This is a genomic window from Ruegeria sp. SATB027 (assembly GCF_059613825.1).
Genome location: NZ_JBXWTH010000040.1, coordinates 43093 through 56168 on the forward strand (window position 1 = coordinate 43093; position 13076 = coordinate 56168).

Consider the following 13076-nt stretch of genomic DNA (forward strand, 5'->3'; position numbering starts at 1 on the left):
CTTACCCCTCAACCGCCAGATCTTCGACAAGTCGAAATCGCTCGCATAGCAGCTCCATCTCCGGATCAAATCCGCCATTGCGTTCGAAATACTGGCGATGACCCTCTCTCCATCCCTCAAGCGTTTCATTTTCGCCCTCTGCCAACGCGAAATCCTCGGTTACGTCGCAGTATCGGCAGGTCGAGACCTCGACCGTTTCGATCACCAAGGCCGGACGATCATCCCATTCCATCGCAATATCCCTCCGACCGACCACAGGAGTGTCAGGGCTGCCTTCGGGATAGTCGCGCAACGCACCACAGGTTGCCGTTTTCCGCCCTGATCGTACCAAAGCCAGCAGCTCAGCACTCAGCCGGGCATTGTCACCAAACTTGAAAGTCTGGGCACCCGGATAGCGTGCCATGACGTCATTCAATGAAACGTTCATCTTACATCCTGAACACGCCGAAACGTGTCTCCTCAATCGGGGCATTCAGCGCCGCACTCAACGACAAGGCCAACACGTCGCGACTTTTGCGCGGGTCGATGATGCCGTCATCCCAGAGACGGGCCGAGGCATAAAGCGGGTGCGATTGCTCTTCGAACATCTCCAGCGTCGGACGTTTGAATTCGGCCTCTTCCTCGGCCGACCAGGTGCCGCCCTGTCGTTCGATCCCATCGCGCCTGACGGTGGCCAGAACACCGGCTGCCTGCTCGCCCCCCATCACCGAAATCCGCGAATTCGGCCATGTCCACAGGAACCGCGGCTGATAGGCCCGACCGGCCATTCCATAGTTTCCGGCCCCGAACGAGCCGCCGACCAGCATGGTGATCTTGGGCACGTTGGTGGTGGCCACGGCGGTCACCATCTTGGCCCCATGCCGCGCGATGCCTTCGTTTTCGTATTTGCGACCAACCATGAAGCCGGTGATGTTCTGCAAAAACACCAGCGGGGTTTTGCGCTGCGAACAAAGCTCCACGAAATGCGCGCCCTTTTGCGCGGCCTCCGAGAACAGCACGCCATTGTTGGCAATGATCCCGACCGGGCAGCCTTTGACATGGGCAAAGCCGGTCACCAGTGTCTCGCCAAATCGGGGTTTGAACTCATCAAACCGCGACCCATCGACAAGCCGCGCAATCACTTCACGGATGTCATAGGGCGTGCGCAGGTCGGCGGGAACGACTCCCAGAATTTCCTCCGGATCATAAGCAGGCTCCTCGGGTGCGTCGAACCGTAGGCCGGGCTTCAGTCCGGCACCCCCCAATGATCCGACCGCGCGCCGCGCCAATGCTAGCGCATGTGCATCATCTTCGGCCAGATAGTCTGCCACCCCCGACAGGCGCGTATGCACATCGCCGCCACCCAGATCCTCGGCGCTGACAACCTCACCCGTCGCAGCCTTGACCAGCGGCGGCCCGGCCAGAAAGATCGTGCCCTGTTCCTTTACGATGATCGTCACATCGGACATCGCAGGAACATAAGCCCCACCCGCCGTGCATGATCCCATGACAACGGCGATCTGAGGGATACCCTTCGCGCTCATCCGCGCCTGATTGTAGAAGATACGCCCAAAGTGGTCGCGGTCGGGGAACACCTCATCCTGATTGGGCAGGTTCGCGCCGCCACTGTCGACCAGATAGATGCACGGCAGATGGTTTTCCTCGGCAATCTCCTGCGCGCGCAGGTGCTTCTTGACGGTCATCGGATAATAGGTGCCGCCCTTCACGGTGGCATCGTTACACACCACCATGACTTCGCGCCCCTGCACCCGGCCAATCCCCGCAATCACCCCGGCACATGGCGCGGCATCACCATACATCCCATGCGCCGCTGTCGCGCCGATTTCAAGGAACGGAGACCCCGGGTCCAGCAGGTTCGCCACCCGTCGTCGGGGGAGCATCTTGCCTCGGGATTCATGCCGCGCGCGGGATTTCTCGCCCCCGCCCATGCGGGCTGCTTCGGCAGCAGCAGAGATTTGCGCCAGCGCATCGAGATGAGCGGCGCGGTTTGCCTTGAAGCCCTCGGAGCCGGGCATGGCTTTGGATGTGAGTTTCATGGAGCCTCTATTCTAAGTTGTCAGTATCGAGTGCCCAGACTCGTTCAATTATTCGGGACGCGCGCCAACCTGCCAGTGCATCGGCGTAAGAGCATACTGCCTCTTCCGAAATATCCCCGACGTCAATTTCCCTGCAATCAGGCAGCGGCAAACTGGGCCCAAGAGCAATTTCGCTTTCGGACATTTCTTTTGCTGTAGGCGGGTTTTCGAAACCTAACTTTTGCTCGTCAGGAAGCCGCTGCCAGCGGATCTCTGCGTCAAGCCGCATCCACGCAGTGACCTCACCAAGACAGTATTCGTTCTTTTCTAAATCATATGCATATTCGCACATATTGCGAACGTGGTTAACGCACTCCCCATCCATGATAATCGCCAATTCAGTATTTGGAATACTGTCTGAACAGAATTGCAGAAGGGTACCGACGCTGAGTTTGTCCTCTTTGGCAGCCAGTACGTTAGACGTCTGGGCGAAGCCCAACATTGCCAAGAGGAGTATCTTCACAATTGCTTTCACAGACTCACCTCCCGCGCCGCCAGCGCTTTTAATTCCTTGCGGATTACCTTCCCCGTGACCGTCATTGGCAATTCCTCCAGGAACGCCACCTCGCGCGGATAAGAATACTGCGCCAGACGGTCCTTGACCCAATCCTGCAATTCCTGCCCCGAAGCCTCAGCCCCCGGCTTCAACACCACATAGGCCTTCACGATCTCGGTGCGCAGCGGGTCAGGTTTTCCGACCACACCCACAGTCGCCACTGCGGGGTGGGTCAGCAGGCAATCCTCGATCTCAGCGGGGCCGATGCGATACCCAGCGGACGTGATCACGTCATCGTCCCGACCGACAAATCGCAGATAGTCGCCCTCCCACACGCCGCGATCACCGGTGATCAGCCAGTCGCCGCGAAACTTGTCTGCGGTCGCTTCGGGGCGGTTCCAGTATTCCAGCAGCATCGAGGCCGAGCCGCGCCGGATGGCGACGTCGCCCTCGTCCCCGGTCGGGCTTCCGTCCTCATCAATCACCGCAACCTCATGCCCCGGCACCGGTTGGCCGATACAGCCGGGGCGCACAGGGAAATCTTCGGCGCAGGAGGATACGACCATGTTGCACTCGGTCTGGCCGTAAAACTCGTTGATCGTCAGGCCGAACGCGTTCTGTCCCCATGCCAGCATTTCGGCACCCAGCGGTTCACCCCCGGACGCGACCGAGCGCAGACCGGGGATCACCTGATCTGCTGCCTTGAGCATTCGCAGCGCCGTTGGTGGGAAAAAGACGTTCCGCACCCCGCCACGCGCGATGATGTCAGCGCAGGCCTCGGGGGTGAATTTCTCAAGCCGTGCCGCGACAACAGGAATGCCCAGCGCAAGACCCGGCATCAGCACGTCGAACAACCCGCCGATCCACGCCCAATCCGCCGGGGTCCAAAGACAGTCGCCTTCGCGCAAGTGATTATGGCTGATCGAAACCCCTGGCAAATGACCGGTCAGAACCCGGTGCCCATGCAGCGCGCCCTTCGGGCTGCCGGTTGTGCCCGAGGTATAGATCAACACCGCCGGATCGTCAGGGCCGGTCTCGGTAAATGGTACAGCGGGGCCATCTTCGCCAATCTCCGATGCAATCAAGGGCGCGGCCAGATCACCCAACAGATCAGCCCCTTCGGCGTAGGTCAGTACAATCCGGGCACCAGCGTCACTGACCCGCGACCGCAGCGCGTCCTGCTTGAACAGTTTGAACAAAGGGACCGACACAGCCCCGATCTTCCAGATCGCCAGATGAGCCGCCGCGCACCATGGCGACTGGCTCAGCAACACTCCGACGCGATCACCGGGCTGCACATGGCGCAATAATGCGCGGGCTATTCCGTCTGTCATTTGCGACAGCTGCGCAAAGCTGATGTGCTGCGGGTCAGGTCCGGTCAAATCGATCAGCGCGACCCGGTCCCCCGCATGCCGCAGGCACTGCTGCGCCATGTTCAGCCTGTCCGGCAGATCCCAGCCTCCATCCGGGCGCAAACCCGGTATGCGCTCAGCGGTTAGCACGGCGAATTTTCCCTATATTTCCTGCACTTCGCGGTTCAACTGCACCCAAATCCTTCACATAAACTTGATGCAGATCAGAGTGGGCAGTTCCAATCGCTGCAACACCAAGGTCATCAACAGAACCAAAGGCAAGACAATGACCAAGAAACTCGCCGCATTGACCCTTTCCACCGCGTTGGTGGCTCTGGCTGCTCCTGCGTTTGCCCAATCTCAGGGGGATTGGACGCTCGGCATCGGTGTGGGGTACCTGGACCCGAAATCCAACAACGGAACACTGGCCGGCCTGAGTGCCGATATCGACTCGGATACGCGCCCGATCTTCACCGCCGAGTATTTCATCCAGGACAATCTGGGGATCGAGCTGCTGGCCGCGACCCCGTTCAAACATAACGTCACCTTGGGCGGAAGCGTGGACGCTGGCAGCGTCAAGCATCTGCCGCCCACCTTGTCGCTGAACTATCACTTCCCGACCAATAGCGCCTGGAAGCCCTATGTCGGTGCCGGTCTGAACTATACCATCTTCTTTGACGAGCAATCTGCCCTTGGCAACCTCAAGGTCGATGATTCCTTCGGCGTTTCGCTGCAAGCCGGTCTCGACTACATGATCACCGACAAAGGTGCGGTCCGTCTGAATGTACGCTGGTTCGACATCGACTCGGACGTCACGCTGAACGGAGCCGATATTGGCACTGCGAACATCGACCCTTGGCTGGTCGGTATTTCCTACGTTCATCGCTTCTGATCCTTTGATCGAAACGCCCCGCTGTAACCTCGTCTGCGGGGCGTCTTCATTCAGCGCATTTCGTTCATCATTTCCCGGCCGATCAGCATCCGTCGAATCTCGCTGGTACCTGCGCCGATCTCCATCAGCTTGGCGTCCCGGAAGATCCGGCTAACCGGTGCGTCAGACAGAAACCCTGCCCCGCCCAGCGCCTGAACCGCCTGATGCGCCTGAACCATCGCCTGTTCGGATGCGTAAAGACAGCACGCAGCTGCATCCTGCCGGGTGACGTCTCCACGATCACAGGCCTTCGCCACCTCATAGACATAGGCCCGCGCCGAGTTCATCGCGGTATACATGTCGGCAATCTTGCCCTGCATCAGTTGGAAACTGCCAATCGGTTTGCCGAATTGCTTGCGCTCGGCCAGATACGGCATCACCTCATCCAGACAGGCGGCCATGATGCCGGTGCCGATCCCGGCCAGAACCACGCGCTCATAGTCCAGACCTGACATGAGCACGGCTACGCCCTTGCCCTCTTCTCCCAACACATTCTCGAACGGCACTTCAACATCTTCAAAGATCAGTTCAGCTGTGTTCGACCCGCGCATCCCCAACTTGTCGAAATGGGGCGAGGTCGAAAAACCCTTCATCTCTTTTTCAATCAGAAATGCCGTAATGCCTTTTGATCCGGCATCGGGGTCCGTCTTGGCATAAACCACCAGTGTATCCGCGTCCGGCCCGTTTGTGATCCAGTACTTGTTGCCGTTCAGGCGGTAATGGTCGTTGCGTTTTTCCGCCCGCAGCTTCATCGACACCACGTCCGAACCTGCGGAAGGTTCCGACATTGCCAGCGCGCCTACGTGTTCGCCCGAGACCAGGCGCGGCAGGTATTTCTGTTTCTGCTCTTCCGTACCGTTCAGCTTGATCTGGTTCACACACAGGTTGGAATGCGCCCCATAAGACAACGAAACCGAGGCCGAGGCGCGCGCGACCTCTTCGACAGCAATTGTATGCGCCAAATAGGACATGCCCGCACCGCCGTATTCTTCTGGCACGGTGACACCCAAAAGACCAAGCTCTCCCATTTCTTTCCACAGTTCATTCGGAAAGCTGTTCTTGGCATCAATCTCAGCCGCCATCGGCTTGACGCGCTCCTGCGCCCACCGATGTACCATTTCGCGCAGGGCGTTCACATCCTCACCCAGATCAAACTTCATCGTGGCCATGAACATCTGTGTCCTCCCTCCGCATTAATGAACAAGTGTTCAATAAATCTCTAACAGCGAATCTGTCTCCGGTCAATCTTTGTGAAAGCCTGGACCAAAACACAAAACGCCGCCCGGACCGGGCGGCGCTCTCAAGGGTCGAGCGTGCGCTGAAAGCGCACTCTGTTTGGCTAGGATTGATAAACTGCGCCCACTTCGGCACGGATGATGCGCGCGATCACTCGGCAATCCTCCAGCGAAAAGGTCAACGGCACACGCATATCCATGATGCCTGCCAGAACACGATCACTTTCCGGCATCCGTTCGCTTTCGAAATATCTCCAGCTGTCATAGCGCGACGTGAACCCTGTTGGCTCAGCCCCGCCAAACCATTTGATCTCGACCCCACGCGCGGCGCAGCGGCTGATAACGTCGGCTATCCGCTCAGGCGACCAATCCAGCAGCAGGAACTGGATCGAAGACCCGACATAGGTTTCCTCTTCGGGTCGCTCGACTATCGTCAGGCCCGGAGTGCCGCGCAGCCCGGTCTCGATCTCGCGATAGCGCTCGTTCCACCGTTTCACCTGCCGGTCCAGATCCCGCAACTGAGGGCGCAGGATGGCGGCACGCAAATTGTCCATGCGACCGGACACATTGGGTGTGGTGTACTTTATCCGCTCGAACACTTCGGGTCCCGGCGCTGCCAGATGGCGTTCATACAGCATGTATGACCCCGACAGCATTGTAGCCTTGGCCGCCAGTTCCGCGTCATCAGTAACCAGCAAACCGCCCTCGCCCGAGTTTACGTGCTTATAGGTCTGGCATGAATAACACCCGACCGCGCCCTGCCGTCCCGACAACTGACCGCGCCAAGCCGCGCCCATCGTGTGTGCGCAATCCTCGATCACGATAACGCCTGCCGCGTCACACATCTGCATCAGACGATCCATGTCACACAGATGCCCGCGCATATGGCTGAGCATCAGGACACGGGCCTGATCCAGTTTGCCCTCAAGATCCTCCAGATCGATGGTCAGGTTTTCTGAGACGCCGACAAAGATCGCCCGCGCCCCGACCGAGGCAATTGATCCCGGCACCGGGGCCAGAGTGAACGCGTTGGTCAGAACCGGGTCGCCCGGCTGCACACCGACGGCCCGCAACGCGGTGGCAAGCGCATAACCGCCAGAGGAAACCGCCAGGCAATACTTGGACCCCATCTGTGCCGCAAATTCCTGCTCTAGCAGGGCCGTTTCCCCCAACTCACCGGGGACCACGTTATAGCGATGCAGCCGCCCGTGACGCAAGACAGCCAGCGCTGCCTCAATTGCGTCGTCTGGAAGGGGTTCCTGCTGTGTGAAATTACCAGTGAATGTTTCCGTCATGGTCTTTTTCTGGATCTCCGACAGGGTCCGGTCAAGGTTTCAGGCTGCCGCACCGATCAGATCAGGCACAAGATCAGGCAAGTCGTCAAAGTGATGCAGCAGGGCTTCGGGCTCCAGCGCTGCCATGTCCTCTCCCGACGGTCCGAAAGTCACCAAAACCGATGGGACCCCTGCCGCTCGGGCGGTATTGCGGTCGGTATCCGAGTCTCCGATCAGCACGCACCAGGCCGGGTCTCCCCCGGCCCGTCGCGCAGCCTCGCGCAGAGGGGCCGGGTCCGGCTTGCGCACTGGCAGCGTATCCGCCCCGACCAACGAGGCAAAACGATCCCGTACTCCCATGCGCGTCAGTAACAATTCGGCCAGATGTTCCGGCTTGTTGGTGCAAATGCCGACACCGTAGCCCGCGGTACTCAGAATCTCGACGGCCTGCAACGCTCCCGGATAGAAACTTGTGTGGGTGTCGATATCCTGCGCGTAAGCCTCAAGCAGAACAGGATAATAAGCCTGAACGGTGTCCTCGTCGTAAGCTCCAACTCGTTTCAACCCTTGTGTTAACATCATGCGACCGCCACGCAGCGCGATGCCTGCATCCTGCCCATGAACCAGGACATCACCATACCCCATTTCGCGAAAACAATGGTTCGCCGCCGCCAGCAAATCGCCCGATGTATCCGCCAATGTGCCGTCCAGATCGAAGATGACTGTCCGCATGTTGCCTCCTGTTTCGGCAGGTTTTCGCCGTGTCCTGTTTCAATCGGCAATCTTGTTTGATGGCCGAACAGCTTGCGCCTTTGCCCTCAGCGGATAAAACGGTCGGCAACAAAACACAAAGAGAAAACGATTTCATGACCATTGCCCTTGTCATCCTTGCCGCCGGAAAAGGCACCAGGATGAATTCGGATCTTCCCAAAGTCCTGCATCCCATCGCTCAGGCTCCGATGCTTGTTCACGCGATGCGCGCCGGGTCTGTCCTGTCGCCCGAACGTACGGTGATCGTTACCGGCCACGGGTCCGAGGCTGTAGCAAAGGTTGCTCAGGACGAAGACGAAGATGCCCGGATAACCGTTCAGGAAGAACAGTTGGGTACGGCCCACGCGGTCGGTCAGGCCAGGACAGCACTGGACGGGTTCGACGGTGATATCGTGGTTCTTTACGGCGACACCCCGTTTTTACAACCCGACACGCTGGAACGGATGGTCGAGGCTCGATCCCGAAATGACCTGGTCATCCTTGGGTTCGATGCGGCTGATCCGGCCCGCTATGGCCGGTTGGTCATGAATGGCGACACGTTGGAACGCATTGTCGAATTCAAAGACGCATCAGATGAAGAGCGCGCCATAACATTTTGCAACTCGGGCCTTTTAGCTTGTGATGCCCAGTTGCTTTTTTCGCTGATTGACGCCGTAAAAAACAACAATGCCTCAGGCGAATACTACCTGACAGACGTAGTTGAGATCGCCCGCAACCGCGGTCTGAACGTAACCGCCGTCGCCTGTGACGAAGCCCAGACGCTGGGCGTGAACTCTCGCGCTGATCTGGCCGCCGCCGACGCGGTGTTTCAGGCGCGCGCGCGGGAAGAACTGCTGGATATGGGTGTCACATTAATGGCACCGGATACGGTATACTTGTCCGCAGACACTGTGATTGGGCGTGACACAGTAATCGAACCCAACGTGGTCTTCGGCCCCGGAGTGACCGTCGAAAGCGGTGCAACCATCCGGGCCTTTTCCCATCTGGAAGGGTGCCATGTCAGTCGCGGCGCCATTGTCGGCCCCTACGCGCGGCTGCGCCCCGGCGCGGAACTGGCCGAAAACACGCGGGTTGGCAATTTCGTCGAGATCAAGAATGCAGAAATTGCCGAAGGCGCGAAGGTCAACCACCTCAGCTATATCGGGGACGCATCAGTGGGTGCTGCGACGAATATCGGCGCGGGAACAATCACCTGCAACTATGATGGCGTGATGAAGCACAAGACCACCATTGGTGCGAATGTCTTTATCGGCTCCAATACCATGCTCGTGGCCCCGGTCACGGTGGGCGATGGCGCAATGACAGCGACAGGCACCGTGGTGACCAAAGACGTGGCGCCCGAGGCGTTGGCCGTGGCGCGTGCCAAGCAGGAAAACAAACCCGGCTACGCGCGAAAACTGTTTGATATGTTGAAGGCGAAGAAGGCTCGCCGCGATAACGAGGCCTGAGATATGTGTGGAATTGTAGGTGTCTTGGGGCAGCATGAAGCGGCTCCTATACTGGTAGAAGCCCTGAAACGGCTGGAATATCGCGGCTATGACAGCGCCGGGATTGCAACCGTTAATGACGGTGTCCTGGGTCGTCGGCGTGCGGTCGGCAAACTGGTCAACCTCAGCGATCTGTTGGTGCATGATCCGCTGCCCGGTAAATCCGGCATTGGTCACACCCGATGGGCCACACATGGTGCGCCTTCCGTCAACAACGCGCATCCCCACAAGGCGGGCCCGGTGGCCGTGGTTCACAACGGAATTGTCGAAAACTACCGCGACCTGAGGGCGGAACTGGCCAAACACGGCGTGGCCTTCAAGACCGAAACCGACACTGAAACCGTCGCGCTGATGACGGAACATCACCTCAACACAGGCATGTCCCCGGTCGAGGCCGCTTTCAAGACCATCGACAAGTTGGAAGGTGCCTTCGCCCTTGCATTCCTTTTCGATGGTGAGGATGACCTGATTGTAGCGGCCCGCAAAGGATCACCCCTGGCCATCGGCCACGGCGATGGTGAAATGTATGTGGGCTCGGACGCCATTGCCCTTGCGCCGCTGACCAACCAGATCACTTATCTTGAGGAAGGCGACCGCGCGGTTCTGACCCGAACATCGCTGGAAATCCGCAACGAAGCCGGTGAACTGGCCAACCGGGAAAAGCGCAAGATCAAGCTGGATCATGCGCGCGCCGACAAGGGCGAGCATAAGCATTTCATGGCCAAGGAAATCGCTGAGCAGCCTATCGTCGTGGCCGAGGCCATCCGATCCTACCTGCCCACGGGCGGTGATCGAGTGGTGTTCCCCGACGCCGAGCTGGATTTCAGCAAGCTGGACCGCCTGACCATGGTCGCCTGCGGCACCGCGTTTTACGCCTGCCTGACCGCGAAATACTGGTTCGAACAACTGGCCAAGATGCCGGTTGAGGTCGATATCGCCAGCGAGTTTCGCTATCGCGAACCTCCGATCACGGGTCGCACACTGGCGCTGTTTGTCAGCCAGTCAGGAGAAACCGCCGACACCCTGGCCGCGCTGCGCTATTGCGAGGGCAAGGCGGACAAGATCGTTTCTGTCGTCAATGTCCCTGAAAGTTCGATTGCTCGGGAAAGCGATATCGCCCTGCCGATCCATGCTGGCGTTGAAATCGGTGTGGCTTCGACCAAGGCCTTCACCTGTCAACTAAGCGTTTTGCTGATGCTCGCGCTCAAGGCGGCGACAGATCGCGGCACCCTGACGGATGAGGAAATCGCCGATCATGCCGCTGCGCTGCGCGGATTGCCGACCGTGCTGAACACGGCACTGGATCAGAACCGGGCGATCCGCAAAGCAGCCCAACGCCTGTCCGAGGCGCGCGACGTTCTGTTCCTGGGCCGTGGCCTGATGTATCCGCTGGCAATGGAAGGGGCGCTGAAGCTCAAGGAAATCAGCTACATCCACGCTGAAGGGTATGCATCGGGCGAGTTGAAACACGGACCCATCGCCTTGATCGACAAGCATATGCCTGTTGTCGTCATGGCACCCCGCGACACGGTGTTCGACAAGACCGTGTCAAACATGCAGGAAGTGATGGCGCGAAAGGGCAAAGTGATCCTTGTGTCTGATGATGATGGAATTGACGAGGCCGGAGACGGAGTCTGGAGCACGATCCGGATGCCGCATGTTCACACCAGTCTTGCGCCGATCCTTTATTCGGTTCCCGCACAGTTGCTGGCCTATCACACGGCTGTAGCCAAAGGGACGGATGTAGACCAGCCGCGCAATCTGGCAAAATCAGTGACGGTAGAGTGACCCATGTCCAAACAGTTTCCCCAGCTTGATGACGCGCATCAAAAGTTCATCGAAGATCAGCATATGTTCTTCGTCGGCACCGCCGGGACCGAGGGAAAGGTCAATATCTCGCCCAAAGGTATGGACTCGCTGCGGGTGCTGGGGCCAAACCGCATCGTCTGGATGAACCTGACTGGCAGCGGCAACGAGACGGCGGGGCATCTGATGCAGGTCAACAGGATGACACTGATGTGGTGCTCCTTCACCACGCGCCCACTGATCCTGCGCACATATGGCACAGCCCGCACTCTGCACGTCGGAGATGACGGCTGGGATGAACTGGCCAATCTTTTCCCCAACCACCGCAGCGCGCGACAGATCTATGACCAGTCGATCGAAATGGTTCAGACCTCTTGCGGGTATGCAGTGCCGTTCATGGATTTCCAGTCCGACCGCGACACGATGCAGAAATGGGTCGATGGCAAGACGGACGGCGACATCCGGTCTTATTGGGCCGAAAAGAACAGCCAGACGATTGACGGCGAACCGACAGGCGCTCCGGTCTGCCCCCAATGCTGACCCCTTTTCTTGATCAGATCAAAGCCCATGCCGACCCCGAACGTGCGGGTCAGATGGCCAGTTATCACAAGGCGGATCGCGTCTATCTGGGTGTCGCCAATCCGGTTCTCAACGATCTGACCAAAACATGGCGGCAAGAGCTGGATGTGAACAAACGCGTCACGCTGGCCAAGGCGCTGTGGCAAACCGATATCCACGAAGGGCGCCTTGCCGCGGCCAAGCTTCTGACCCAAGCCCGCATCCGGCCCGACGATCAGGTTTGGGACCTGCTTCAAAGCTGGCTACCGGTCTTTGACGCCTGGGCCGTCGCCGATCATGCCTGCATGGCGATACAAAAACGACTGATGGCCGATCCCGAGAGGTTGGACGCCGTCGAACAGTGGACACAGTCCGATCACATGTGGACCCGGCGCGCCGCCCTTGTCGCAACGCTGCCCTGGACCAAACAGAACCACCCCAAGCCCGAAGACCTGCAACGCCGCGACCGTATCCTCGGCTGGGCCACCGGATATGTCCCGGATCGCGACTGGTTCATTCAGAAATCAATCGCCTGGTGGCTGCGGGAACTGTCCAAACACGACCCCGAACGCGTGATCGCTTTTTTGGACAAACACGGTGATGGAATGAAACCGTTTGCCCGCCGCGAAGCAGCCAAATACCTGAAAAGTCAGTCGGCATAAACCGCGACTTCGACCAGTTCGTCTAATGGCACCAGAAGGGCCCGCATGGCATCCAGCGACAAGCGACTGCCGCTACTTTCCGGGCCTGCGGCAGGAACCAGAGTGATATAGGCCTGCGCGCCGGTTCTAGGCACAACAACCCGCGCCGTTACCTCGCTATCGACCAGCGGCGTCTGCATCCAGCGTCCTGGCGTGGTCGGATCACCAAGCCCGGCAATGGTTGTTTTGGCCCCGACCCAACTGGGGCGTGCCGCAACCGGTTCGGGCTTAAGAACCTCCTCAGCGACAACCGGCGCAGTTTCGACATCCGATACGGCCTCAGCCGCCTCACCCCCGGACCCGAACACACGTTCCGTCGTTGCCCGGACAGTGTCGCACCCGGTCAAAACAACGCATAGAAATACAAATGTCTTTTTCATGCCCGGAAAC

The 13076-nt window shown here is 59.0% G+C and carries 13 protein-coding genes; 5 read left to right on the forward strand and 8 right to left on the reverse strand.

Features of this window, described 5'->3' with window-relative positions:
• Window position 1 precedes the first annotated feature (1 nt).
• The 4 genes from AC2FPW_RS10570 to AC2FPW_RS10585 are packed head-to-tail and all read right to left on the reverse strand — an operon-like array spanning window position 2 to window position 4073.
• Window positions 2–427, reverse strand: a complete 426-nt coding sequence (locus AC2FPW_RS10570) for an ASCH domain-containing protein (RefSeq protein WP_480583170.1) — start codon at window positions 425–427, stop codon at window positions 2–4.
• 1 nt (window position 428) lies between these two features.
• Entirely contained in the window at window positions 429–2036 is a 1608-nt protein-coding gene (locus tag AC2FPW_RS10575) for a carboxyl transferase domain-containing protein (RefSeq protein ID WP_496813626.1), read from the reverse strand.
• 7 nt (window positions 2037–2043) lie between these two features.
• Window positions 2044–2550 carry a hypothetical protein gene (locus AC2FPW_RS10580; RefSeq protein ID WP_480898992.1) on the reverse strand — a complete coding sequence of 169 codons (507 nt, stop codon included), beginning with the start codon at window positions 2548–2550 and terminating at the stop codon, window positions 2044–2046.
• The gene (locus AC2FPW_RS10585) at window positions 2547–4073 is read right to left on the reverse strand and encodes an AMP-binding protein (RefSeq protein WP_496813628.1); all 1527 of its coding nucleotides are present in this window, start codon (window positions 4071–4073) and stop codon (window positions 2547–2549) included. Before AC2FPW_RS10585 ends, AC2FPW_RS10580 begins: the two co-directional genes overlap by 4 nt.
• Before the next feature lie 136 nt (window positions 4074–4209).
• Here AC2FPW_RS10585 and AC2FPW_RS10590 point away from each other — a divergent pair, with 136 nt between their 5' ends.
• Window positions 4210–4815, forward strand: coding sequence for an OmpW/AlkL family protein (locus AC2FPW_RS10590; RefSeq protein ID WP_209504463.1), 606 nt, complete (start codon window positions 4210–4212; stop codon window positions 4813–4815).
• A 50-nt stretch (window positions 4816–4865) separates the two neighbouring features.
• Here AC2FPW_RS10590 and AC2FPW_RS10595 read toward each other — a convergent pair whose 3' ends face one another.
• The 3 genes from AC2FPW_RS10595 to AC2FPW_RS10605 all read right to left on the reverse strand — a co-directional run bounded on the left by AC2FPW_RS10595 (window position 4866) and on the right by AC2FPW_RS10605 (window position 8095).
• The gene (locus AC2FPW_RS10595; protein ID WP_267362877.1) at window positions 4866–6029 is read right to left on the reverse strand and encodes an isovaleryl-CoA dehydrogenase; all 1164 of its coding nucleotides are present in this window, start codon (window positions 6027–6029) and stop codon (window positions 4866–4868) included.
• 164 nt (window positions 6030–6193) lie between these two features.
• Window positions 6194–7384, reverse strand: a complete 1191-nt coding sequence (locus AC2FPW_RS10600) for a DegT/DnrJ/EryC1/StrS family aminotransferase (protein WP_480486225.1) — start codon at window positions 7382–7384, stop codon at window positions 6194–6196.
• A 39-nt stretch (window positions 7385–7423) separates the two neighbouring features.
• Window positions 7424–8095 carry an HAD-IA family hydrolase gene (locus AC2FPW_RS10605; RefSeq protein WP_480583157.1) on the reverse strand — a complete coding sequence of 224 codons (672 nt, stop codon included), beginning with the start codon at window positions 8093–8095 and terminating at the stop codon, window positions 7424–7426.
• Between the two features lie 134 nt (window positions 8096–8229).
• Here AC2FPW_RS10605 and glmU point away from each other — a divergent pair, with 134 nt between their 5' ends.
• The 4 genes from glmU to AC2FPW_RS10625 are packed head-to-tail and all read left to right on the forward strand — an operon-like array spanning window position 8230 to window position 12647.
• Window positions 8230–9582, forward strand: coding sequence for a bifunctional UDP-N-acetylglucosamine diphosphorylase/glucosamine-1-phosphate N-acetyltransferase GlmU (gene glmU / locus AC2FPW_RS10610; protein WP_480557494.1), 1353 nt, complete (start codon window positions 8230–8232; stop codon window positions 9580–9582).
• 3 nt (window positions 9583–9585) lie between these two features.
• Window positions 9586–11409 carry a glutamine--fructose-6-phosphate transaminase (isomerizing) gene (gene glmS / locus AC2FPW_RS10615; protein ID WP_480506295.1) on the forward strand — a complete coding sequence of 608 codons (1824 nt, stop codon included), beginning with the start codon at window positions 9586–9588 and terminating at the stop codon, window positions 11407–11409.
• Between the two features lie 3 nt (window positions 11410–11412).
• Window positions 11413–11967, forward strand: coding sequence for a pyridoxamine 5'-phosphate oxidase family protein (locus tag AC2FPW_RS10620; RefSeq protein WP_496813630.1), 555 nt, complete (start codon window positions 11413–11415; stop codon window positions 11965–11967).
• The gene (locus AC2FPW_RS10625) at window positions 11961–12647 is read left to right on the forward strand and encodes a DNA alkylation repair protein (RefSeq protein WP_496813631.1); all 687 of its coding nucleotides are present in this window, start codon (window positions 11961–11963) and stop codon (window positions 12645–12647) included. Before AC2FPW_RS10620 ends, AC2FPW_RS10625 begins: the two co-directional genes overlap by 7 nt.
• Here the strand turns inward: AC2FPW_RS10625 and AC2FPW_RS10630 are convergent.
• Window positions 12635–13066 carry a hypothetical protein gene (locus AC2FPW_RS10630; RefSeq protein WP_267362893.1) on the reverse strand — a complete coding sequence of 144 codons (432 nt, stop codon included), beginning with the start codon at window positions 13064–13066 and terminating at the stop codon, window positions 12635–12637. The two genes, AC2FPW_RS10625 and AC2FPW_RS10630, sit on opposite strands and share 13 nt — an antisense overlap.
• Between the last annotated feature and the right edge of the window lie 10 nt (window positions 13067–13076).

What these genes read in the sequence shown, in the direction of transcription:
- AC2FPW_RS10570 (WP_480583170.1), bottom strand. Translation starts at nt 427, where the DNA reads ATGAACGTTTCATTGAATGACGTCATGGCACGCTATCCGGGTGCCCAG.
- AC2FPW_RS10575 (WP_496813626.1), bottom strand. Translation starts at nt 2,036, where the DNA reads ATGAAACTCACATCCAAAGCCATGCCCGGCTCCGAGGGCTTCAAGGCA.
- AC2FPW_RS10590 (WP_209504463.1), top strand. Translation starts at nt 4,210, where the DNA reads ATGACCAAGAAACTCGCCGCATTGACCCTTTCCACCGCGTTGGTGGCT.
- AC2FPW_RS10595 (WP_267362877.1), bottom strand. Translation starts at nt 6,029, where the DNA reads ATGTTCATGGCCACGATGAAGTTTGATCTGGGTGAGGATGTGAACGCC.
- AC2FPW_RS10600 (WP_480486225.1), bottom strand. Translation starts at nt 7,384, where the DNA reads ATGACGGAAACATTCACTGGTAATTTCACACAGCAGGAACCCCTTCCA.
- AC2FPW_RS10605 (WP_480583157.1), bottom strand. Translation starts at nt 8,095, where the DNA reads ATGCGGACAGTCATCTTCGATCTGGACGGCACATTGGCGGATACATCG.
- glmU (WP_480557494.1), top strand. Translation starts at nt 8,230, where the DNA reads ATGACCATTGCCCTTGTCATCCTTGCCGCCGGAAAAGGCACCAGGATG.
- glmS (WP_480506295.1), top strand. Translation starts at nt 9,586, where the DNA reads ATGTGTGGAATTGTAGGTGTCTTGGGGCAGCATGAAGCGGCTCCTATA.
- AC2FPW_RS10620 (WP_496813630.1), top strand. Translation starts at nt 11,413, where the DNA reads ATGTCCAAACAGTTTCCCCAGCTTGATGACGCGCATCAAAAGTTCATC.
- AC2FPW_RS10625 (WP_496813631.1), top strand. Translation starts at nt 11,961, where the DNA reads ATGCTGACCCCTTTTCTTGATCAGATCAAAGCCCATGCCGACCCCGAA.
- AC2FPW_RS10630 (WP_267362893.1), bottom strand. Translation starts at nt 13,066, where the DNA reads ATGAAAAAGACATTTGTATTTCTATGCGTTGTTTTGACCGGGTGCGAC.